Annotated in this window: 24 protein-coding genes; 14 read left to right on the plus strand and 10 right to left on the minus strand. The window is 70.1% G+C overall.

The window, feature by feature from the left end; all coding sequences use genetic code 11:
• The first annotated feature begins 10 nt into the window (after positions 1 to 10).
• The gene (locus tag ACYVDA_RS11110; RefSeq protein WP_460818376.1) at positions 11 to 1,066 is read left to right on the plus strand and encodes an alpha/beta hydrolase; all 1,056 of its coding nucleotides are present in this window, start codon (positions 11 to 13) and stop codon (positions 1,064 to 1,066) included.
• Positions 1,067 to 1,201: 135 nt separating this feature from the next.
• The gene (locus ACYVDA_RS11115; protein ID WP_460818378.1) at positions 1,202 to 1,744 is read left to right on the plus strand and encodes a GAF domain-containing protein; all 543 of its coding nucleotides are present in this window, start codon (positions 1,202 to 1,204) and stop codon (positions 1,742 to 1,744) included.
• 30 nt (positions 1,745 to 1,774) lie between these two features.
• Here the strand turns inward: ACYVDA_RS11115 and rfbB are convergent, their stop codons facing one another.
• The 3 genes from rfbB to ACYVDA_RS11130 are packed head-to-tail and all read right to left on the minus strand — an operon-like array spanning position 1,775 to position 4,439.
• Positions 1,775 to 2,788 carry a dTDP-glucose 4,6-dehydratase gene (rfbB, locus tag ACYVDA_RS11120; RefSeq protein ID WP_460818381.1) on the minus strand — a complete coding sequence of 338 codons (1,014 nt, stop codon included), beginning with the start codon at positions 2,786 to 2,788 and terminating at the stop codon, positions 1,775 to 1,777.
• Positions 2,785 to 3,711, minus strand: a complete 927-nt coding sequence (gene mshD, locus ACYVDA_RS11125) for a mycothiol synthase (RefSeq protein WP_460818383.1) — start codon at positions 3,709 to 3,711, stop codon at positions 2,785 to 2,787. Before mshD ends, rfbB begins: the two co-directional genes overlap by 4 nt.
• Positions 3,708 to 4,439: a winged helix-turn-helix transcriptional regulator gene (locus ACYVDA_RS11130; RefSeq protein ID WP_460818386.1), complete on the minus strand. Its 732-nt coding sequence runs from the start codon at positions 4,437 to 4,439 to the stop codon at positions 3,708 to 3,710. Before ACYVDA_RS11130 ends, mshD begins: the two co-directional genes overlap by 4 nt.
• A gap of 88 nt (positions 4,440 to 4,527) precedes the next feature.
• Here ACYVDA_RS11130 and ACYVDA_RS11135 point away from each other — a divergent pair, with 88 nt between their 5' ends.
• The 5 genes from ACYVDA_RS11135 to ACYVDA_RS11155 all read left to right on the plus strand — a co-directional run bounded on the left by ACYVDA_RS11135 (position 4,528) and on the right by ACYVDA_RS11155 (position 7,319).
• On the plus strand, positions 4,528 to 4,848 hold the full coding sequence (locus ACYVDA_RS11135) for a MoaD/ThiS family protein (protein WP_460818389.1): 321 nt from the start codon (positions 4,528 to 4,530) through the stop codon (positions 4,846 to 4,848).
• A gap of 83 nt (positions 4,849 to 4,931) precedes the next feature.
• Positions 4,932 to 5,396: a TlpA family protein disulfide reductase gene (locus ACYVDA_RS11140; protein ID WP_460818391.1), complete on the plus strand. Its 465-nt coding sequence runs from the start codon at positions 4,932 to 4,934 to the stop codon at positions 5,394 to 5,396.
• Between the two features lie 260 nt (positions 5,397 to 5,656).
• Positions 5,657 to 6,145: a DUF4395 domain-containing protein gene (locus ACYVDA_RS11145; protein ID WP_460818393.1), complete on the plus strand. Its 489-nt coding sequence runs from the start codon at positions 5,657 to 5,659 to the stop codon at positions 6,143 to 6,145.
• 27 nt (positions 6,146 to 6,172) lie between these two features.
• Complete coding sequence (locus tag ACYVDA_RS11150) at positions 6,173 to 7,021, plus strand: sulfurtransferase (protein ID WP_460818396.1); 849 nt, start codon at positions 6,173 to 6,175, stop codon at positions 7,019 to 7,021.
• 1 nt (position 7,022) lies between these two features.
• The gene (locus ACYVDA_RS11155; protein ID WP_460818398.1) at positions 7,023 to 7,319 is read left to right on the plus strand and encodes a DUF1416 domain-containing protein; all 297 of its coding nucleotides are present in this window, start codon (positions 7,023 to 7,025) and stop codon (positions 7,317 to 7,319) included.
• A 331-nt stretch (positions 7,320 to 7,650) separates the two neighbouring features.
• Here ACYVDA_RS11155 and ACYVDA_RS11160 read toward each other — a convergent pair whose 3' ends face one another.
• A complete protein-coding gene (locus ACYVDA_RS11160; protein ID WP_460818400.1) occupies positions 7,651 to 8,934 on the minus strand; it encodes a hypothetical protein in 1,284 nt (427 codons plus the stop codon).
• A 73-nt stretch (positions 8,935 to 9,007) separates the two neighbouring features.
• On the opposite strand from ACYVDA_RS11160, the gene ACYVDA_RS11165 reads away from it, so the two are divergent.
• Positions 9,008 to 10,123, plus strand: a complete 1,116-nt coding sequence (locus ACYVDA_RS11165) for a glycosyltransferase (protein ID WP_460818402.1) — start codon at positions 9,008 to 9,010, stop codon at positions 10,121 to 10,123.
• Here the strand turns inward: ACYVDA_RS11165 and ACYVDA_RS11170 are convergent.
• A complete protein-coding gene (locus tag ACYVDA_RS11170) occupies positions 10,033 to 10,887 on the minus strand; it encodes a glycosyltransferase family 2 protein (RefSeq protein ID WP_460818404.1) in 855 nt (284 codons plus the stop codon). The two genes, ACYVDA_RS11165 and ACYVDA_RS11170, sit on opposite strands and share 91 nt — an antisense overlap.
• On the minus strand, positions 10,884 to 11,756 hold the full coding sequence (locus ACYVDA_RS11175) for an FkbM family methyltransferase (RefSeq protein ID WP_460818406.1): 873 nt from the start codon (positions 11,754 to 11,756) through the stop codon (positions 10,884 to 10,886). The genes ACYVDA_RS11170 and ACYVDA_RS11175 overlap by 4 nt, the downstream gene beginning before the upstream one ends.
• A gap of 106 nt (positions 11,757 to 11,862) precedes the next feature.
• On the opposite strand from ACYVDA_RS11175, the gene ACYVDA_RS11180 reads away from it, so the two are divergent.
• On the plus strand, positions 11,863 to 13,095 hold the full coding sequence (locus ACYVDA_RS11180; protein ID WP_460818408.1) for an O-antigen ligase family protein: 1,233 nt from the start codon (positions 11,863 to 11,865) through the stop codon (positions 13,093 to 13,095).
• Here ACYVDA_RS11180 and ACYVDA_RS11185 read toward each other — a convergent pair.
• The gene (locus ACYVDA_RS11185) at positions 13,052 to 13,837 is read right to left on the minus strand and encodes a glycosyltransferase family 2 protein (protein ID WP_460818410.1); all 786 of its coding nucleotides are present in this window, start codon (positions 13,835 to 13,837) and stop codon (positions 13,052 to 13,054) included. The two genes, ACYVDA_RS11180 and ACYVDA_RS11185, sit on opposite strands and share 44 nt — an antisense overlap.
• 118 nt (positions 13,838 to 13,955) lie before the next feature.
• On the opposite strand from ACYVDA_RS11185, the gene ACYVDA_RS11190 reads away from it, so the two are divergent.
• A complete protein-coding gene (locus ACYVDA_RS11190) occupies positions 13,956 to 14,489 on the plus strand; it encodes a serine O-acetyltransferase (RefSeq protein WP_460818412.1) in 534 nt (177 codons plus the stop codon).
• Here ACYVDA_RS11190 and ACYVDA_RS11195 read toward each other — a convergent pair.
• Together ACYVDA_RS11195 and ACYVDA_RS11200 are read right to left on the minus strand one after the other, a co-directional pair.
• Entirely contained in the window at positions 14,457 to 15,626 is a 1,170-nt protein-coding gene (locus tag ACYVDA_RS11195) for a glycosyltransferase (protein ID WP_460818414.1), read from the minus strand. The genes ACYVDA_RS11190 and ACYVDA_RS11195 overlap by 33 nt on opposite strands.
• 78 nt (positions 15,627 to 15,704) lie before the next feature.
• On the minus strand, positions 15,705 to 16,487 hold the full coding sequence (locus ACYVDA_RS11200) for a WecB/TagA/CpsF family glycosyltransferase (RefSeq protein ID WP_460818417.1): 783 nt from the start codon (positions 16,485 to 16,487) through the stop codon (positions 15,705 to 15,707).
• Positions 16,488 to 16,712: 225 nt separating this feature from the next.
• Between ACYVDA_RS11200 and gmd the strand changes: the two genes are divergently transcribed.
• The 4 genes from gmd to ACYVDA_RS11220 are packed head-to-tail and all read left to right on the plus strand — an operon-like array spanning position 16,713 to position 20,069.
• Entirely contained in the window at positions 16,713 to 17,759 is a 1,047-nt protein-coding gene (gene gmd / locus ACYVDA_RS11205) for a GDP-mannose 4,6-dehydratase (protein WP_460818420.1), read from the plus strand.
• Complete coding sequence (locus ACYVDA_RS11210; protein WP_460818423.1) at positions 17,756 to 18,751, plus strand: GDP-L-fucose synthase family protein; 996 nt, start codon at positions 17,756 to 17,758, stop codon at positions 18,749 to 18,751. The genes gmd and ACYVDA_RS11210 overlap by 4 nt, the downstream gene beginning before the upstream one ends.
• A gap of 25 nt (positions 18,752 to 18,776) precedes the next feature.
• Positions 18,777 to 19,232 (plus strand): VanZ family protein, encoded by a 456-nt coding sequence (locus tag ACYVDA_RS11215; protein ID WP_460818425.1) that lies wholly within the window; start codon positions 18,777 to 18,779, stop codon positions 19,230 to 19,232.
• A gap of 9 nt (positions 19,233 to 19,241) precedes the next feature.
• Positions 19,242 to 20,069, plus strand: a complete 828-nt coding sequence (locus ACYVDA_RS11220) for a beta-keto acid cleavage family enzyme (protein WP_460818427.1) — start codon at positions 19,242 to 19,244, stop codon at positions 20,067 to 20,069.
• 47 nt (positions 20,070 to 20,116) lie between these two features.
• On the opposite strand, the gene ACYVDA_RS11225 is transcribed toward ACYVDA_RS11220, so the two are convergent.
• Positions 20,117 to 21,430, minus strand: a complete 1,314-nt coding sequence (locus ACYVDA_RS11225) for a UDP-glucose dehydrogenase family protein (protein WP_460818429.1) — start codon at positions 21,428 to 21,430, stop codon at positions 20,117 to 20,119.
• Positions 21,431 to 21,471 lie beyond the last annotated feature (41 nt).

Below are 21,471 nucleotides of genomic sequence, written 5' to 3' on the forward strand. Positions count from 1 at the left end.
CTTGGGGCCCGTGCCCGACCTGCGCTACGCCCTCGAGTCCTTCCTGCTCCGCACCACCTTGAACCTCCCGCCGCGGGTGCAGCGCCGCCTGCGGGGCCGCCCGCGCGTGATCGACGGCCTGACCCTGGCCCCCGAGCTCCAGCTGATGCTGTCGCTGCAGAAGGTGGCCAAGCTGCCCGACATGGCGACCCTCGGGCTGGGCGACGCCCGCGACGCCTACGTCCGCAGCACCCGGATGCTCGGTGGACGGCAGCCGATCGGCGCGGTCCGCGACCTGGAGGTCGACGGCGCCACCGGTCCCATCAAGGCGCGGCTCTACACCCCCGAGGCGTGCCTGCGGATGACCGCGGCGCCGACGATGCTGTTCCTCCACGGCGGCGGCTGGATGTACGGCGACCTCGAGACCCACGACCCCGCGTGCCGGTTCCTGGCCGAGGCGGCCGGCGTCCAGCTGCTCTCGGTCGACTACCGCCGCACCCCCGAGGACCGGCACCCCGCGGCCAGCGACGACACCAAGGCCGCCTTCCGCTGGCTGGTCGAGCACGCGCGCGAGGTCGGCGCCGACGTCGACCGGCTCGCCGTCGGTGGTGACTCCGCCGGTGGCGCGCTGGCCGCCTCGACGGCCGTCTTCGCCGCCGCCGAGGGGCTGCCGCTGAAGCTCCAGCTGCTGATCTACCCCGGCACCGACTGGGTCGAGGTGAGCCGCAGCCGCGAGCTGTTCGGTCCCGAGGGCCTGCTGCTGACCCAGGCCTTCCTCGACGGCGCCCGCGACAACTTCTTCGCCCCCGGTGCCGACCCCGCCGACCCCGAGGCGTCCGCGCTGCGGCGCACGGACTTCCCCGAGGGGTTGGCCGCCGCCCAGGTCGTCACCGCCGGCTTCGACCCCCTGCGCGACGAGGGCGAGGCCTACGCCGCGCTCCTGGAGAAGCAGGGCGTCGCGGTCGAGCACGTCCGCTACGACTCGATGGTCCACGGCTTCCTGCACGTCGTCGGCGCCGGCCACGAGTGCCCGTTCTACGTGCACCAGATCGGAGAGCGCCTGGGGGCAGCCCTGACCGCCCGGTGAGCAGCCCGTGGCAGCGGTCCTCAGCGACACCTCGATCTAGTGCCACGGCACCAAATTCGGGCGATACGGAGCAAAAAGCCCCAGAGGCGCCTACCTTCATCCCCTACTGAGCCCGTCTAGATCGGGGGGACTGTCGTGATCCGTTTGACCGAGGTGCCGCAGGGATCTGCCCTCACCGAGCTGCCCCTGGCGGGCCGCGAGGCCGAGCGCGTGCGCGAGGTGTCGGCGTACGACGCCCTCGGCCCGGGGTCGCCGCGCCTGCTGGGACTGGCGCAGGAGGCGGCCGCCATCGCCGGGACGCGCGTCGCGGTCGTCAACCTGATCGGGGCCTCGGTGCAGCGCACGGTGGCCGCGGTCGGGATCGAGGCGACCCTGCACCCGCGCGTGGACTCCCTGTGCAGCCGGATCATCGGGGAGCGGCGCACGGTCCACGTCGCCGACGCATCCCAAGACCCGCGCTTCGCGAGCAACCCGTTCGTCGACGGTCGCCGCGGCAGCATCCGCTTCTACGGCGGCCACCCGTTGGTGTCCTCCGAGGGCCTCGTCCTGGGCACCCTGTGCGTCCTCGACGGCCGCCCCCGCACCCTCCACCCCAGCCAGGTCGAGGCGCTGGACGCCGCCGCCGCCGAGGTGGTCGCGGTGCTGGAGGACTGGCGCCGCGCCACCCGGGTGGCCTGACCGATTCTGTCGAGCGCGGCGAACCCGGGCTCAATGCCCCGCGGCGGCGTACGTCGCCTCGGTCTCCGCCTTCGCCGGCCGCCACCACGCCTCGTGCTCGCAGTACCACGCGACCGTCCTGGCGAGCCCGTCCTCGAAGGAGGTCGTCGACGGCGTCCAGCCGAGCTCGGTGCGCAGCTTGGAGGCGTCGATGGCGTAGCGCAGGTCGTGCCCAGGACGGTCGGCCACCAGGTCGAAGTCGTCGGGGTCGCGGCCCCACAGCTCGAGCAGCGCGCGGACGACCCGCAGGTTCGACCGCTCACCGCCGGCGCCGACCAGGTAGGTCTCCCCGGTCCGGCCCCGCTCGATGATCTGCAGCACGGCCGAGGAGTGGTCGTCGACGTGGATCCAGTCGCGGACGTGGGCGCCGTCGCCGTACACCCGGGGTCGCACGCCGTCGATCAGGTTGGTCACCTGGCGTGGGATGAACTTCTCCACGTGCTGCCAGGGGCCGAAGTTGTTGGAGCAGTTGCTGATCGTGGCGCGTACGCCGAACGACCGCACCCACGCACGCACCATCAGGTCCGAGCCGGCCTTCGTGGCGGAGTACGGGCTCGACGGGGCGTACGCCGAGGCCTCGGTGAAGCGACCCGGGTCGTCGATCTCCAGGTCGCCGTAGACCTCGTCGGTCGAGACGTGGTGCAGCCGCACGCCGTGGCGGCGCACGGCCTCCAGGAGCGCGAACGTCCCGACCAGGTTGGTGTGGACGAACGGCGTCGGGTCGGCCAGCGAGCGGTCGTTGTGCGACTCGGCCGCGAAGTGCACGACCACCCCGTCCTCGGAGGCCATCTCGCCCACCAGCCGTTCGACCAGCTCGGCGTCCGCGACGTCGCCCACCACGAGCGAGACCCGCGAGGCGTCGAGGTCGGCCAACGTACGCCGGTCCCCGGCGTAGGTGAGCTGGTCCAGCACGAGCACGCGGGCGTCGGTGTGCTCGACGAGGTGGCGCACGAAGTTGGAGCCGACGAACCCGGCTCCACCGGTCACCAGGAACGGTGCCGTCAACCTTGCGACACCCCGCGGTACTGCACCTCGACCCGCTCCACCTCGAAGCCCTGGTTGGTGTAGACGGCCACGGCCGGCGCGTTGTCGCCGTCGACGTAGAGCAGCACCGAGTCCATCCCGCGCCCCTTGAGGTGGTGCAGCCCGGCCAGGGTCAGGACGGTGCCCAGCCCGCGGCCGGCGGCCTTGGGGTTGACCGCGACGACGTAGACCTCTCCGTACGCCGGCTGCTCGTCGTCGTGGACCTTGGTCCAGTGGAAGCCCAGCAGCGGGGGGAGCCCGGCGGTGACCTCGCTCGGGACCGCCAGCAGCAGGCCCTCGGCGTCGAACCACGACTCGCCCTGGCGCTCGCGGAAGTCCTCGAGCGTCATGTGGCCCTGCTCGGGGTGGTGGGCGAAGGCGCTGGCGTTGACGGCCAGCAGCGCCTCCTCGTCACCGTCGCGGAACCCGCGGATGGTGACACGGTCGGGCTCCACCACCGGCATCAGGTCGTCGGCCAGGGAGCGCCGCATGATGACCAGCTCGCGCTCGCGGGGGACGCCCATCCGCTCCGCCAGGCGGGCGGCGGCCGGGTGGTCGGCGTGGGACCACAGGTCGACGCGGCGACCGGCCGGGAGCGCGGCGCGGGCGAGGGCGGTGCCGACGCCCGCGTCACGGGAGTCGGGGTGCACCGCGAGGTCGAGGACGTCGCCGGAGTGGCGGAAGGCGAAGCCGCAGGCGGGGGCGTCACCGCTGTCAGGGTGGGCGAGCCACAGCTCGGCGTCGCGCAGGCCGCGGTTCTTCAGCTGGAGGACGGCCTGCTCGTTGAGCGTGCTGGTGCCTTCGGTAGCCGTGGCGGCGCGGGCGATCCGGCGCACGTCGGCGGCGGGTCCGGTCTCCGCGGCCCAGTCGAACTCGGCGGGGTCGATCTGGGTCACGCGGGTCATCGGGTCGGTGCTCCTGTCCTGGGGGCGTCGCTGCGGTCGCTGCCGTCTCGGGGCGGCAGCACGAACCGGTAGCCGACGTTGCGCACGGTGCCGATCAGCGACTCGTTCTCCACGCCGAGCTTGGCGCGCAGCCGGCGCACGTGCACGTCGACGGTGCGGGTGCCGCCGAAGTAGTCGTAGCCCCAGACCTCCTGGAGCAGCTGGTCGCGGGTGAAGACGCGGCCGGGGTGCTGGGCGAGGTACTTCAGGAGCTCGAACTCCTTGAAGGTCAGGTCGAGCACGCGCTTGCCGAGCTTGGCGGTGTAGGTGACCTCGTCCACGACGATCTCGCCGGAGCGGATGATGTGGGACTCGGGGTCGTCGGCGTCGTGGCGGGCCGCGAGGCGGCCCAGGGCCAGCCGGATGCGGGCGTCGATCTCGGCGGGGCCGGAGGTCTCGAGGAGCACGTCGTCCATGCCCCAGTCGGCGGCGACCACGGCGAGGCCGCCCTCGGTGACGATCAGGAGCACGGGCTGCTGCGAGCCGGTGGTGCGGATCAGGCGGCACAGGTCGCGGGCCTGGGCGAGCTCACGGCGTCCGTCGACCATCAGCAGGTCGTGGTCCGGGGCCTCGAGCAGGGCGCTGCCCTCGGCCGGGAGGATCTTGACCTGGTGGGTGAGCAGCGCGAGGCCGGGGAGCACCTCGGCGGAGGGTTGCAGTGCCTTGGTGAGGAGCAGCACGGTGCCCATGGCACCTCCTGGTGAGTCCCGCGGCGGTCAGGTGGGGGCCATCGACGCTGATGGTGTCCCCGTGTTCCAGGGTGCAAGGATAGGGGACATGACGTCTTCCTCGGATGCCGTGTCGACGGGTGGATTGGTCGACGCTCCGGGTGGGGGTCAGGTCACGCTCCGCTACTGGGCCTCGGCGCGCGCCGCAGCCGGCACCGACACCGACACCGTCGAGGTGTCGGGCCCGGTGTCCCTGGCCGACCTGCTGGCCCGGGCCCGGCAGGCCCACGACACCCCCCGCTTCCGCGAGGTGCTGGCCTGCTGCGCGGTCATGGTCGGCGACCGCCCCGTCACCACCAGCGACCCAGAAGAGGTCGTCGTGCGCCCGGGGGAGAACGTCGAGTTCCTCCCGCCCTTCGCCGGCGGCTAGGCCCTCGCTGGTCGAGCAGGGCCGCCAGGCCCGTCGTCGAGACCCGGGGGAAGAACCGACCCGCCCCCCACGTTGACCCCCTCATGAGCACCGGAGCCATCGTCCTCGTCGTCGCCGTGGTCGCGGCCCTGTCGTTCGGCGCCTACCGCGCCGCCACCGACGGCCGTTTCCGCGGCACCCGCGCCGTGACGGGCGCCGAGGACGCAGTTGAGGCCCCGCGCGAGCAGTCCGTCCTCAGCGACACCCCGTGGTCCGAGGACCTGGGGGATCGCGCGACGCTCCTCCAGTTCTCCTCCGCCTTCTGCGCCCCGTGCCGCGCCACCCGTCGGGTGCTGGAGGACGTCACCAGCGCCACGCCCGGGGTCGCCCACCTCGAGGTGGACGCCGAGCAGCACCTGGACGTCGTACGCCGCCTCGGGATCATGCGCACGCCCACCACGCTCGTCCTCGACGCCTCGGGCCGCGAGGTGACCCGGGCCTCCGGGGCTCCGACCAAGGACCAGGTGCTGACGGCCCTGGCCGGTGCCGTCGCCGGAGACCCGTCGTGACCGGTGTCCATCCATTGGACCCACCATCCACATTCCGAGACGGAAGTTCGGGGCTCGCTGCCTCGGCTGCCATGCTCGACCCCATGACCTCGACCATGCTCACGAAGCGCCGCGCGGTGGACCACTGCCGCGTGCGCTCGTCGCTGTGTCGAATGTCCTGACGGTCGCCCCACCCTGCCCGGACGCGCTCCTGCGTCGTCCTGCACCGGCCCCGTCACGAGCGCCCGTTCCCCGTCGCGCCAGGACATCGAAGGAGAGTCATGTCAGCGCCCGCTAGCCCCGCAGGCCAGATCGACCCGCGCGGACCCCAGTTCAACGCCATCCTGACCAGCGTCGTGCTGGCCCTGGTGCTGCTCACCGCTCCCGGTGCCGCCGGGGTCGTGCTGCTGGCGGTCCAGGCGGTCCTGTTCGCGACCGGTGTCGCCCTCGGCGTTCAGCGGGCCCCGGCGGCGTACCTGTTCAAGCACCTGGTCCGTCCGCGTCTCGCCGCGCCGGCGCACCTCGAGGACCCGCAGCCGCCGCGCTTCGCCCAGGCCGTCGGCCTGGTCTTCGCGCTGGTCGGCCTCGTCGGCTACCTGGCCGGCGCCCCCCTGCTCGGGGCGATCGCGACCGGCCTGGCGCTGGTCGCGGCGCTGCTGAACGCGGCCTTCGGCTTCTGCCTTGGCTGCGAGCTCTACCTGCTGATCCGCCGCGCCACCTCGCGCGGCGACTCGGCCTCCGAACGCACCCCCGTCCACACGAACGTCTAGTAGAAGCACCCAAGGAAGAAGGCACACATGAGCCGCGAGAACGCTCTGGTCACCACCGACTGGGTCGAGGAGCACCTGGACGACCCCAGCATCGTGCTGGTCGAGGTCGACGAGGACACCAAGGCCTACGACAAGGGCCACATCCGTGGGGCCATCAAGCTCGACTGGACCACGGACCTCCAGGACCAGGTCCGTCGCGACTTCGTCAACAAGGAGCAGTTCGAGGCCCTGCTGTCGGACCGCGGTGTGGGCAACGACCACACCGTCGTGCTCTACGGCGGCAACAACAACTGGTTCGCGGCCTACGCGTACTGGTACTTCACGCTCTACGGCCACGCCGACGTCAAGCTCATGGACGGCGGCCGCAAGAAGTGGGAGCTCGACAGCCGCGAGCTCACCAGCGAGGTCCCGACCCGCGAGAAGACCTCCTACACCGCCACCGAGCAGGACACCTCGATCCGCGCGTTCCGCGACGAGGTCGTCGCCGCGATCGGCACCCAGAACCTGGTCGACGTGCGCAGCCCCGACGAGTACGCCGGTCGCCTGCTCGCCCCGGCCCACCTCCCCCAGGAGCAGGCCCAGCGCGCCGGCCACGTGCCGACCTCGGTCAACGTGCCCTGGAGCAAGAACGCCAACGACGACGGCACCTTCAAGTCCGACGAGCAGCTGGCCGCCCTCTACGAGGAGGTTGGGTTCGACGAGGACAAGGACACCATCGCCCTGTGCCGCATCGGCGAGCGCTCGTCGCTGACCTGGTTCGTGCTCCAGGAGCTGCTGGGTCGCAAGAACGTCAAGAACTACGACGGCTCGTGGACCGAGTACGGCTCCCTCGTCGGCGTCCCCGTGGCGCTGGGCGACGAGCGCGGGGAGGCCTGAGATGTGCGGCGCGACTGAGGGCGGTCTCTCGCTCGACGGCATCGACGTGGCCAAGGAGGCCATCATCCAGGGCCAGGTGACCCGTTCCGCCGAGCCCGTCGGCAACGCCTACGTGCGCCTGCTCGACCGGACCGGTGAGTTCACCGCCGAGGTCCCCACCTCGGCGACCGGTCACTTCCGGTTCTTCGCCGGCCCCGGCGACTGGACCCTGCGCACCCTGGCCCCCAAGGCCGAGCCGGTGGACACCACGGTGACCGCCGCCCGCGGATCCATCGCCGAGGTCAGCGTCTCGGTCTGACACTGACCACGACGCGGAGAGTTCGCGCATCAAACCCCTCGGCCCGTATAAATTCGGGGATCTGTTGCTGCGCGATACTGGTCGCGAACGCAATTAGACGGTGCGGTAGATCTCTACCGTCCCGCGTCCGCTGATCTGCGGGGACGTGCCGGTGGGGGTGATCGGCGGGCGCTCCCGGCCACCGCGGGCCAGTTCGGCCGACAACGCGGGTGATCTGGCCGAGTAGCTGGAGAGTGAACCGCGCGGCGCAACGTGGGCACCACACCTGGATGCTGGTCGGGACGCCGTCGGTCGCCCCATCCTCTGAAAGCCCGTTGAGGTTCCGCTCCCGTCATGGCGTGCGTTGGTGGGCCCGAGGCAATACGGATCGCTCCCACCGGTAGAGCTGGGCGGCGGCAGAGACCCCCACCACCGCGGCACCTATGAGCAGCCCCATAGAAAGCCCTCCGGGCCATTCCAGCCCGACCCAGGCGACCTGGGGCAGTTGGCCGAGCGCCAGCATTAGCACGAAGGCGCGCCGAATTCTTCGGGGATCGATGTAGGAGCGGTACCGCGTCAGGAACGCTTGCACGGCGGCCACGACAGCAACGTAGGCCGCCAAGGGCAGCACGAGGTCCAGCGCCTTCGCCCAGGGGTCACCGAACACGTGTTCCAGTATTGGTGTGACTGCGAACGCGGCGAGACAAGCCGCGGCCAGGAGCACGGCGTCCGCCCCGGCCCATGCGGCCAGGATCGAGACCTCGCTGCGGCCGGCGGCACGGCGCCGTTGAGCCCGGCGGATGATCGGCACCGACAGCCCGTTGACCAGCAGCAGTGCTGGACTTGCCACGGCCTGGTTGGCCACCTGGAGGGCGACCATCTCCTGGGGCGCGAGTCGCGCGATGACCAGCTGCGCCAGGGCCAGGGATACCACCGCGCCTGCACCTTCGCCGGCCAGTGCTCGTGCGAATCGTGCCTCGCGCTGCCAGAACCGACACGCACCAGGTCGTGAGCGGGTGGCCAACAGCGCCAGCGACGTCCCGGCCAGCAGCAGGGACAGCGCGCCGGAAAGGCTCAGCAGCAGCACGACACCGACATGGTGCGCCAGGAGGCCGAGGGCCGCCGTCGCTGCCGTGTACGCCGCCATGCTCACGAGCGCCGACCTGCCGGTTGCGAAAGTTGCGTTCAAGGTGCGCCCGAGGTCGCCTATCATCATCGATGACGCCCAGAAGCCCGCCACCACCGCGACCGTGACGTGAGGGTAGAGCCAGTACGTGACGGCCGTAAACACGGGCCAGGCCAGAACGGTGACCGTCACCATTCTCCAGGCGGCGAAACCGAGGTCGTCGCGACAAAGCTCGGTCAGCGGCTGGTGGCGGTAGACGGGTGCTGTGACGAAGTATCCGCGCGCTGCCGTGACCACAACTGACTCGACGGCGTACCCGGCAAGCACCGCCGCTGCCAGGTTGGAACTCGACTGCCTGACTAGAGCGGACGTGATCAGGACAGCGGCGCCAGCGAATAGGACGTGGTTGGCCGTCAGGTGCGCGCCTTCGCCCAGCAGTCGCCGCCCGCGGTGCAGGAGGCCGCGACCCGCCACAACCTGGGCATCGCTCTTGACCTGTGGCTTCGTCATCGTGTGACAGGCTAAGGGGTCACGTGATTCCCAGCACCCGAACCTGTTTTCGAAGCCTTGAGGAGGTCGTTGCATGAGAGTCGTCCACTACTACGCCCAAGCGTTGTCCCACTTCTCCGGTGTGACGGCCGCCATCGATCTTTGGGCTCAGGAGCAGGTGCGCCGGGGGTGGACGGTGTCGGTCGCGGGCGCCCCCGGGCCGCTCGACCCGTCCAGGTCCTACTGCGTGCCGTTCAGTGTCGTGGAGCACCGCGGCACGAACCGTCGCTCGTTCCGCCCCCGGATAGCGAGCTTCCGCGACGCCGTCAGTGGGGCCGACCTCGTGGTGCTGCACGAAGGGTGGACCCTCAGCCACCACCTCGCGGCCGCTGCGTGCCGCCGCTCCGGGACGCCATACGCCGTCATGCCGCACGGTGTCTACGACCCGAACATCGTGAGACAGCTACGGGGTCGCAAGTTGCTGGGGAGGCTGCGGACCGCGGCAGAGGCCTACTGGGTGGAGCGGTCAGAGTTCGTTCACCTGTTCTTCAATTCCGAGATCCCGGACCTGCAGGTGGTCGCACCCCGCTCCACCGCCCTGGTGGCGCCGTCGGGCGCGCTCTCACGGCGTCTGGACGTCGTTGGCGGGGGCCGCCCCGAGGTCTTATGGTTCGGCCGCTTCGACGTCCACCACAAAGGCCTCGACCTTCTGTTGCAGGGGCTGGCGGGCCTTGAGCCGGACAGACGTCCCGCCCTGCACATCGCGGGTTACGACCACCTGGGCGGTGAGGCGGAGCTCCGGTCCCTCGTGTCCTCCCTGCGCCTTCACGAGTCCGTGCGGGTGACGGGCGCGCTCGACGAGGAGGGAAAGCGTCGAGCGTTGGCGAGCACCACGGCCTTCGTGCTGCCGAGCAGGTGGGAGTGCCACTCGGTAGCGTTGCTGGAGGCCCTGAGCAGCGGTTGCCGTGTGCTGGTCAGCAGCGCTGCCCACATCGGTGACCTGCTGCGCGGAGTGGAGGGCGTCGCTCTCGTCGCGCCTGAGGCACAGGCGTGGACGGCGGCGCTGGCCCACTTGAAGGACCTGCCACCGTCCCGGCACGAACGCGACGCCCTATGGGATCAGCTGTCGTGGTCGTCGTCGATGGACCTGCTGGCCTCCCGCTGCAGCAAGCTCGGGTCCGGAGAAACCGAACGCGTCTCGCGCAGGTGACGAACACCCCAGGAGGCAACGGACCTGGCGTCGGCGATGGTCCGTCTCGCCGGTCCAAGCCTACGGTCCTCGCGTCGACCGGACTCGTGGTTGCGCCAACTGGCCAGGGCCCCACCACGGCCGCTGGCCAGCACGTATGACAGCGACGCCGGACGCTCGGTGCGGTAGAGCATGTGCACGTTGGGGAGACACGCCATCGGCAGCCGGCCGAGTCGCAGCATCAACGCGAAGTCCTGAGCGCGCAGACAGGCCGGGTCGTAACCGCCGACGCGGAGCACCTCGCTGCGTAGGAAGGTGCACGAGGGGTGCGGGAGCGGCATCTGGCGCCGGCGCTGGCGCCGGTTGATCCTCGCCGGTTCCGTCGGCCAGTGCGAGACGACCGGTCCGCCCCAGTCGCCGAACTCCGCAATTTGGCTGGCCACCGCGACCACGGAGGACGTCCGGAGGAACTCGACCTGTGTGCCAAGGCGCCCGGGTAGGGAGATGTCGTCCGCGTCGTGCACCGCGACGTACGGAGAAACTGCGGCCTCGATCGCGAGGTTGCGCGCGGCGCCGGATCCCCCTGCCTCGTTCAGCGAGATCAGCTTGATCCGAGCATCCTGGGCGCGCATCGCCTCAATCAGGTCAGCGGTGGAATCCTTCGAACCGTCATCTACGACGATCAGCTCCCAGTCCGTCAGCGTCTGGCGCTGGATGGAGTGCACGGCGGCCTCGATCGTCGACGCCGCGTCGTGCGCGGCCATGATGACGCTGACGGATGTCATGCGGTCGGCACGCCCAAGAGAGTCGTGCGGCTGTCGGCGACGGTCTCCGTCGTGAGGGGCTTCGGTGCGAAGTCGGCGTCGTCGCTCTCGAAGGTGAAGAGGTCGTAGCCTGCGGCGTGCAGGAGGTCGACGATGTCGCCGCTGCCGTAGCCCGCCGCCTCGAAGTGCGAGTCGAAGAACTCGCACACGATCACGGGCCGGAACCGACGCAGCACCTCGCCGGCTCCCCGCAGGCAGTCAAGCTCCCCACCCTCGATGTCGATCTTGATCAGCGTCGGAGGTGTGGTCTCCGCCTCGAGCACCAGTCGGTCGAGGGTGTCGACGTGCACGTCCTGGGACCCGATCGAGTAGATCGAGCCGAGGCTGATGTCGTGCAGCGAATTGTTGCCGCTCGAGGAGTAGAGGTGGATCTGGTCCTTGCGGCTCTCCTCGCCGAGGGCCAGCTGGTGGAGGTGGACGTTGTGCAGTGCGTTCCGCTGGACGTTCTTGCTCAAGATGGCATGGGTCGAGTTGACGGGTTCGAAGCTGTGCACCTCGTGGGCGAGCGGCGCGAGTGACAGCGTGAAGAATCCCGCGTTGGCCCCCACGTCGTAGAACACGGGCCGTTCGCTGCGCGTCACCAAGTCGAGCAGCGCCGCGCGGGTGCCCTGCTCGTAGTAGGTGCCGCCGCGGTAGGCCCAACGCATGTCGTCGGGCACCACGAGGCGCAGCGAGTCGACCTCGACCGTGGCCTCGATGCCGAGTGCACGCCTGAGCAGGAGGCGAGGCGGCGTGACCAGACGGACGCCGCCGCGGTAGACCGACCGGCCGACTCGATACGCCGTGCCCTCGCGAGGACCCAGCATGCGTTGCACGCGGGAGATGTCCACGACGAAAAGTATATGGTGTGGCCGTTCAGGGTCGCCGTCTCCCCTGCGCCCGTCGGGCCGGTGGGCTGACGTGGTTGGCCGTATGCCCACCACGTGAGGAGCGGTCGTGACCGTAGGCACGGCGCCCACCGCCCGGCCACGTCTCGTCCGAGGCTCGCGAAGGCTGAGCGCGGCCACCCTGCTCGCGCTGGCGTGGCTCGCCCTGGCCGAGCCGCTCCGGGCGACCGGGGCCCAGGGCGCGCTCACCCTCGGGCTGGCGCTGGTCCTGCTGGCGGTCACTGTGCTCGGCTCGGGGCGGCACCAGGTCGGCGGCACAGGGCCGACCCGCTTTCTCTGGGCCTTCGTGGCCTATGCCTTGCTTTCCTGCCTGTGGCACCCCTTGACCAGACAGGGCGCGCAAAACGTTGCGGTCTACATCTGCTTCGCCAGCTCGGTCTCGGTGGCGATGCGCGGCGCTGCTGAGTCCATGATCACCCGTCTGAAGGCCTTCCGCCTGGCAGCTCTGGTGGGCGTGGTACCCAGCGCGCTGGTGTCTGCCCAGCACGAGCGCAGCGATCTGCGGATCATCGGGACGGGCGCCTTGCCGCTGGTGGCGACAATCGGGCTGTTGGTCACGGTGCTCCTGCCCCGCAGCCGGTGGCGTCTGGTCTTCAGTGCCGTCTTCTTCGTCATCGTGCTGTTCTCCCTGTCACGTGAGCTGATCGCTATCGCGGTGGTGCTGCTGACCATGCCGACCCTCGGCGCCGACGGCGCGGACTCGCGGGCAGCCTTCCGTCGCTGGCTGGGTAGGGGGGTGGTTCTGGGTGCGCTGGCGTGGTGGGCGCTGTCCCAGTACCAGCCTTTACGGGAGAGGTTCGCCGTGAACGACGGAGGTGCGCTCCTCGGCGTCGACATCGGCACCTCCGGGCGCCTCCGCATCTGGGGCTCGGTCGAGAGCGCCTTTGAGCTGGGACACAAGCTCCTCGGCAATGGCGCCGGGGGATCGGAGCAGGTGGTCACGAACACCTACGTGGTCATCACCCAGCCCCACAACGACTACCTGCGACTCCTGTACGACTTCGGCATCGTCGGGGTCACGCTCTGGGTCCTGGCTCTGGTCCAGCTAACGTGGACGGGGCTCACAGTGGTCCGTCGCGCCGAAGGCGCCCGGGACGTTCGCCGGGGGCTGGTCCTGATCTCGTCGGTGGCACTGATCATCCTCACCTCGCTCTTGGACAACACCATTGTCTACGTCTTCGCGATGATCCCGCTTGGCGTCCTGATCGGGTCGGCGCTGCGCCCCGACGAACCGGGCATCAGGCCAGACGACGTTCGCGGAGCCCGCGGCGCACCCAGGTGACGGTGGAGCGGAGATCGGCGAGGGTCCGCTGCGCCGGGCTCAGCGCCTCGACGTCGAGCTGCCTCCGGTTGCGACGACGTGCGAGTGCTCCGTCCCTCCCGCTGTCGAGGGTGTAGGCCAGCGAGATCGGCCTGGTGGTCCGGTAGTGCAGGTGCACTTCGGGGAGGCAGGCCATGGGTGCCGTGCCCAGCCTCAGCATCAGCGCGTAGTCCTCGGCCCGCCGGCACCGCTCGTCGTAGCCGCCCGCCGCCACGACGGCCTCGCGTCGCAGGAGGCACGACGGGTGCGGCAACGGCATGGATCCCCGTCGCTGCCGGCGGTTGATGACGACGGGGTCCGTCGGCCACGCCGCCGTGACGGGTCCGCCCCAGTCCCCGAACGTGGCCAGCTGGCTGGCCACCGCGACCAGCCGGCGCTGGCGGATCACCTCCAGCTGGGCAGCGAGCCGCTCGGGGAGGGCGATGTCGTCCGCGTCCATGACGGCCACGAAGTCAGCCTCGCTCACCCCCAGGGCGCGGTTCCGTGCCGCGCCGGCACCGGCGTTCACCTGCGACGTCAGGATGCGGATGCGGGCGTCGGTGGCAGCCGCCTCGTGGGCGATATCGAGCGTGTCGTCCGACGACGCGTCGTCGACCACCAGGAGCTCCCAGTCGGCGTAGGTCTGGGCCTGGATCGAGGCGATGGCGGAGGCGATGGTCGAGGCCGCGTCGTGGGCGGCCATCACCACCGATAGGTCAGGCATGCGGTGGCTCCCCTCGCAGTCCGTGCGATGCTGCAGGAACCATAGAGGAGTTCTCGGACTCCGCTCCTCCGACCGGGGCATTGTCCTGGGCGGTGGCCGATGCGAGGGAGGGGCCGACGTGCCGCGAAGCACCGGAGAGGGCGACGCCCGGTCCGACTACGTGTGGCAGGACTGGGCCGCCAACAAGGGCAACCTCAAGGGCCGCCTCGTGTGCGTCATGTTCCGCGCGGCCCAGCTCGCCCGCAGGCGCTCCCGCCTCTCGCCCGCGGCCCTTCCCGTGCTCGTCACCTACCGCGTGCTCGTCGAGTGGGTGCTCGGCATCGAGATCCCGTGGGGGGCGACGATCGGCCGGGGTCTGCGCGTCTACCACGGCGTCGGCCTGGTCATCAACGACGGCAGTGTCCTGGGCGAGAACGTCACGCTGCGCCACGGGGTCACGCTGGGCCACAAGGTGCCCCACGGACCGTGCCCCCGTGTCGGGGACGACGTCGAGTTCGGACCCGGCAGCGTCGCCATCGGCGGCATCACGATCGGGGACGGAGCGACCATCGCGGCCGGGGCCGTGGTCGTCCACGACGTCCCCGCCGGTGCGACCGTGGCCGGAAACCCCGCAAGGGTCCTACTGGACCGGGCGTTGGTAGATCCCGAGTAGCGAGCTGAGCGCGCGCGCAGGACTGTGCTCGTCCTCGTAGCGCTGACGGGCGGCCCGGCGGTGAGCGGGGCTCGACTCGCGCAGCGCCCGGCCCAGGGCCTGCGAGAGTGACTCGACCGACGGGTCGGCACTCCACCCGAGCGTCGTGTCCACCACCGAGGCGAGCGCCCCGCCGTCGAGCACGACGATCGGCAGCCCACGGGCGAAGGCCTCGACGACCACCAGGGGAAACCCCTCGAACCACAGCGACGGGACCACCAGGGCCCGGGCGCCGACCATCAGCTCGCCCAACCGGTCCCGGTCCACGCTGCCCGCAACACGGATCGAGGGGTCGGCAGCAGCGGCCTCGGACACCGCCGCGGCCGACGGGCCTGCGCCCGCGACGCGGAGCACGGCGTCCTCGGGTCGTCCACCCCGCTCGGTCAGGCGTCGCCACGACTGAAGCAGCAGCGGGATCCCTTTGGCCTCGTCGAGTCGACCGGCGAAGAGCAGCTCCGGACGGCGCCGAGCGTCCGGGTCAGATCGACCCGGGTCGCGGGTCCACGACGGGCGTAAGACAATACGTCTCGCCGCGACGCCCTCGAGCTCGAGCCGGTGCTGCATGAACGGCGTCAGCGCGATGTAGGTGTCGATGTCGTCCATCCACACCGACTCGCCGACGGCCCGGCTCACGACCATCGGCAGCGACTGCACCCGCGAGTCCCGGTAGCAGCCATGCAGGACCGCAGCCGCCTTGACCCGGTGGCCCGTGCAGGCCTCGCATACGCCTCCGTCGCGGAAGTGGGTCCCCTTCAGGCACGAGAGCCGATAGTTGTGCACCGTGTGCACGACCTTCGCACCTCCGCGGGCCGCCTCCCGGACGATGGACGGGCTCAGCTGCGGGTAGACGTTGTGCACGTGCACGACGTCGTAGGAGCGCGCCTCGGTCCGGGCCCTGAGGTCTCGCGCCGCGCCCGTGCTCCACACGGCCTGGCCGGCAGCCCTCGCCCGGGCCGCGCTGGACCGCAGGGCGTCGCTGCTGGGCGACATCACGTCGACCTCGACCCCGGCCTCCCGCAGCAGTCTGATCTCAGCCGTGACGGCCACGTTCTCCCCGCTGGGCTGCAGCGACTGGTAGCGGTTGTGCGCGACGAGCACCCTCATTCGTCCTAACCCCTTCGGTTCAGCGTGCCGTCACGCATCTCGAGTGTTGGGTGTAATCGGGAACCGGCGAGATTAGTCGCGCGCGGCCTGGTGGCGACTATGGCGGACGACGCTCAAAACGAATCGCGGGTTTCCGACCAAGTAGCGACGCCAGAGTCGTCGTGGCTCCTGGCGAAGCCGAAAGATCCACTCGAACCCAGTGCCCTGCATCCACGGGGGGGCTTCTCGCACGGTGCCGGCCCAGAAGTCGAAGGCCGCTCCGATCGGGATGACCGGTATATGAATGAGCGGGGTGAGCCGGTGGACCAAGTAGTCCTGTCGAGGAGTTCCGAGCCCCACCCACACGTGAGTCGCCCCGGACCCGATGACCCGGGAGGCGAGCTCGAGCAGGGAGGTTTCGTCCAAGTCCGTCCATGGGGGCGTCTCTATGCCGGCCACCTCCGCGCCAGGAATGCGATCCTGCAGCGCCGCAGCCACAATGGGGGCGACACCCTCGGCACCTCCGTACAAGTAGTGCCGCGCACCCACCGTCACTCCTTGCCGCACCACATCTTCGAACAGCTTCGACCCGCGTACGGGGGCGCTCACGCCAGAGCTTCGACCCAGCCACGCGACTGGAACGCCGTCGGGGAGGTTGAGGTCGGCCTGAACGAGTGCATCGCGAAGATCGTCATCCCCATCAGCGAGCGAGAAAGTGTACGAGTTGCACAGGTGGACCTGGCACGGCTGATGGTCCAGACCCAAGACGACTAGTTTCCTTGCCGCGTCCTCGGGAGACATCGCGACTACGTCGATCCCACATACGGAGTAGGTGGGGATCAAGACAGACCTCAGTTCGATCGAGGAACGGAGCATTAGGGCGACTTGAGGTTACAGGATCGTTGTCCGCCGACGGACGACGGACGACAAGCCTTGCGGATCGGGTGATTGCCACTGCTCGGGTGGACCCAACAGCGGGAGGGGTTGACGCGGTAAGAGAGCGAACGGGGTCGTCCGGAGGGTGTAGGCCGCGCGCCTGCGGCATAGGTCAGTGGCTATTTGCCTTTAAGATCGCGACGACTCTACGACAAGGTGAGGAGGGTGACTGATGTGAAGAGTGCTCTCATCACGGGCATCACAGGTCAGGACGGGTCCTACCTGGCCGAGCTCCTGCTCAGTAAGGGGTATGAGGTGCACGGCCTGATTCGACGCGCGTCGACGTTCAACACCCATCGCATTGATCACCTCTACCTCGACCCCCACGACCCTGACAACCGTTTGCACCTCCACTACGGCGACCTGTCCGACGGAGCCAGGCTGGTCACCCTGATGCACGAGATCGACCCTGACGAGGTCTACAATCTCGCGGCCCAGACGCACGTGCGGGTCAGCTTCGACGAGCCGGAGCACACCGGTGACACGACCGGCATCGGAGCCATGCGTCTGCTGGAGGCCGTGCGGGTCGCGGGGGTGAAGTGTCGCTACTACCAGGCGTCGAGCTCGGAGATGTTCGGTGCGACGCCGCCGCCGCAGAACGAGGACACCCTGTTCCACCCGCGGTCGCCCTATGGCGCGGCGAAGGTCTATGCCTACTGGGTGGCGCGCAACTACCGCGAGGCCTACGGGCTGTTCGCGGTCAACGGGATCCTGTTCAACCACGAGTCGCCTCGTCGAGGCGAGACCTTCGTGACCCGCAAGATCACCCGGGCGGTGGCCAGGATTCAGGCGGGCCTGGAGAAGGATCTCTACCTCGGCAACCTGGACGCCATCCGCGACTGGGGTTATGCCCCGGAGTACGTCGAGGGCATGTGGCGCATGCTCCAGGCCGACGACCCCGATGACTACGTGCTGGCCACGGGTGGCAACTTCACGGTCCGCGACTTCGTCGTCACCGCCTTCGAGCACGCCCGGCTCGACTGGGAGAAGCATGTCAAGTTCGACGAGCGCTACCTGCGCCCTTCCGAGGTCGACGCCCTGATCGGGGACGCGAGCAAGGCCGAGCGTCAGCTGGGGTGGAAGGCCACCGTGGACACCGAGCAGCTGGCCCGGATCATGGTCGACGCCGACGTCGAGGCGCTCAAGCACGAGGGTGGCGCTTGGATCGACCACCCGGCCCTGCCCGACTGGCCCGCCACCGACGTCCGGTGAGCGAGCCCGTGCAGCCCGACCCGGTGACGTTCGAGCCCGGGCCGCTCGACCGGTCGGCCACGACGTACGTCGCCGGCCACCGCGGTCTGGTCGGCTCCGGGATCTGGCGCCACCTGGAGTCCCAAGGATTCACCGACCTGGTCGGTCGCAGCTCGTCCGAGCTCGACCTGACCGACCGCCAGGCCGTGTTCGACTTCTTCGCCGAGGTGCGGCCGCGCTACGTCGTGCTCGCGGCAGCGAAGGTGGGCGGGATCCTGGCGAACAGCACCTATCCGGCGGACTTCTTGTCGGTCAACCTGCAGATCCAGGTCAACGTGATGGACGCCGCCCTCGAGCAGCGCGTGGAGCGGCTGCTGTTCCTGGGGTCCTCTTGCATCTACCCCAAGCTCGCCGAGCAGCCGATCACCGAGGACGCGCTGCTGACGGGCTATCTGGAGCCGACCAACGACGCCTACGCGATCGCCAAGATCGCAGGCATCCTGCAGGTGCAGGCAGTGCGTCGTCAGCACGGCCTGCCCTGGATCTCGGCGATGCCGACCAACCTCTACGGGCCGGGCGACAACTTCTCACCCACGGGCTCCCACGTGCTGCCGGCGCTGATCCGCCGCTACGACGAGGCTGCGCAGTCCGGGGCGGCGGCGGTGACCAATTGGGGCACGGGTCGTCCCCGGCGCGAGTTCCTCCATGTCGACGACATGGCGGCGGCCTGCTTTCACCTGCTCGAGAACTACGACGGCCCAGAGCAGATCAACGTCGGCACCGGTCGCGACGCGACAATCGCCGAGATCGCGGGTTTCGTGGCCGAGGCGGTCGGATTCACCGGGGACGTCGAGTGGGACACCTCGAAGCCCGACGGGACGCCGCAGAAGCTCCTCGACGTCACCAAGCTCGCCGAGGCGGGCTGGAGGTCCCGGATCGGGCTCCGGGAGGGGATCGCCTCCACCGTGGAGTGGTACCGCTCCCACGTGACCGACCTTCGCGAGTCCGGATGACTCAGTTGCCCTGTCCACCAGGTCTGTGAACCGTCGAGCCACGGGGATGCTGCTCGTCCTCTATGCCGTTGCCCTGGTGGTCGCCCTGCTGAGCCCCACCTCGACCGTGCAGTCCTCGCTGGTGCTCGACCTGGTCAAGGTGGTCGATCTGGTCCTGCCCGACACGTGGGTGACCTTCGACCGGGCCGAGGTGGTCATGAACGCGGCCATCATCGCGCCGCTGACCTTCCTCGGGGCGCTGACCTTCCCCCGGACGAGGTGGCAGGACTGGACGGCGTACGGCTTCCTGGGGGCGGTGGTCGTGGAGCTCGTCCAGGGGCTCTTCCTTCCTGCGCGGGTCGCGAGCTGGAGCGACATCGTCGCCAACGGGCTCGGGTCGGTCGTGGGGGCCGTCGTCGCCAGGATCCTGATCGGGTGGGCATCGGTGCGCGACCGGTCACTCTCCCCGGGTCCGGAGCGGAGCGCGGACGACGCTCAGTAGGTTGGGCTCATGGGAGACATCCTGATCACCGTGGCCCCGACGGGGGCCGAGACGTCCAAGGACGCCTGTCCGCAGCTGCCCACCACGCTGGAGGAGCTCGTCGCGACCGCGCAGCGCTGCGAAGCCGCCGGCGCGGCGATGATCCACGTGCACATCCGCGACGAGGAGCACCGCCCGAGCCTCGACGGGCAGCGCCTGAAGGACACGGTGGCCGCCCTGCACGAGAGCACCGACCTGGTCGTCCAGCTCTCGACCGGGGGATCCGTGCACGACCCGCTGGAGGCCCGGCTCCAGGTCCTCGACGCCCAGCCGGACGCCTGCAGCCTGACCATGGGGACCACGAACTTCGGCGACGACGTGTTCCTCAACCCGTGGCCGTTCGTGCAGGACCTCTACCGGCTGTCCCAGGAGCGGCACGTCGTGCCGGAGTTCGAGCTCTTCGATCTCGGCCAGGTGTGGGCGCTGAACCGGTTGCTCGACCTGCACGGCCTGCCGTGGGGCGGCCAGGTGCACGTCGACCTGGTCATGGGCGTGCCAGGTGGCATGCCCGGGACGGCCGACGCGCTGGTCGCCGCAGTGGCTGCCCTGCCGGCACAGACGACCAGCTGGTCGGCGACCGGGATCGGGCGCTCCACACTGGCCGTCGGTCTCGCGTCGCTGTCCAAGGGTGGCCACCTGCGGGTGGGGATGGAGGACGTGCTCACGTTGAGCCGCGGCGTGCCGGTCGAGCACAACGAACAGCTGGTCGCCCGAGCTGTCGAGATGGGACGGCTGGCGCAGCGGGAGCCGATGACGCCAGACGAGGCGCGGGTGCTGCTGGGGATCACGCCGGCCTGAGCGCGGTTTCGAAACGGGCCTTCGGCCCTGCTCAACCGACGACGTCGTCAGGGGCGGCCGAGGGCGCGGTAGGTCCAGCCCGCAGCGCGCCACTTCTCGGGGTCGAGGGCGTTGCGGCCGTCGAGGAAACGTCGGCCGCTGACGACGCCGGCCAGGGTGGCCGGGTCGAGGGCGACGTACTCGTCCCACTCGGTGAGCAGGAGCACCAGCTCGGCGCCCTTCGCGGCCTCCAGGGTGTCGGCCACGAACCGCAACGACGGGGCCTTGGCGCGGGCGTTGGCGATCGCCTGGGGGTCCGTCACGGTCACGGTGGCGCCCTGGAGGTGCATCTGCTCGGCCACGTTGAGGGCGGGGGAGTCACGCACGTCGTCGCTGTCGGGCTTGAAGGAGGCGCCCAGGACCGTGATGCGTCGGCCCACGATCGAGCCGTCGAAGAGCTCGCGGGCCAGGTCGACCATCCGCACGCGGCGCCGCATGTTGATGGCGTCGACCTCGCGCAGGAAGCTCAGGGTCTGGTCGGCGCCCAGCTCGCCGGCGCGCGCCATGAAGGCGCGGATGTCCTTCGGCAGGCAGCCGCCGCCGAAGCCCAGGCCGGCGTTGAGGAACCGGCGCCCGATGCGAGCGTCATGCCCGATGGCGTCAGCAAGGTGGGTGACGTCGGCGCCGGTGCGCTCGCACAGCTCGGCCATGGCGTTGATGAAGGAGATCTTGGTCGCCAGGAACGAGTTCGCCGCCACCTTGACCAGCTGAGCAGTGGCGTGGTCGGTCAGGATCCGCGGGGTGCCCTCGCCCATCGGGGTCGCGTAGACCTCGTCCAGCAGGGCCGCGGCGGCATGACCCGCCTGCCCCTCGGGCAGGCCGTAGACCAGGCGGTCGGGGTGCAGGGTGTCCTTCACCGCGAACCCCTCGCGGAGGAACTCGGGGTTCCACACCAGCGCCGCGTCGGTGCCGTGCTCGGCCAGTGATGCGGAGAGGCGCTCTGCCGTGCCCACGGGCACGGTCGACTTGCCCGCGACCACGTCGCCGGGGGCCAGGTGGGGGAGGAGTCCCTCGAAGGCCGCGTCGACGTAGGACACGTCCGCGGCGTACTCGTCCTTCTTCTGCGGCGTGCCCACGCAGACGAAGTGCACCTTCGCGCCCGCAGCCTCGGCGATGTCGGTGGTGAAGGACAACCTGCCCGTCTCCATCGCCTCGGTGAGCAGCTCGGGAAGTCCCGGCTCGAAGAACGGGGCCCGGGCCTCGCGCAGCGCCTCGATCTTGCGCTCGTCGACGTCGATGCCGACCACCTCGTGGCCAAGCTTCGCCATGCAGGCCGCGTGGACCGCACCCAGGTAGCCGCATCCGATGACCGAGATCTTCATGGTGGTGCTTCTCCTTGGGTTCGACGACCGCGCTGATGGTT

Source organism: Nocardioides korecus, assembly GCF_054778395.1.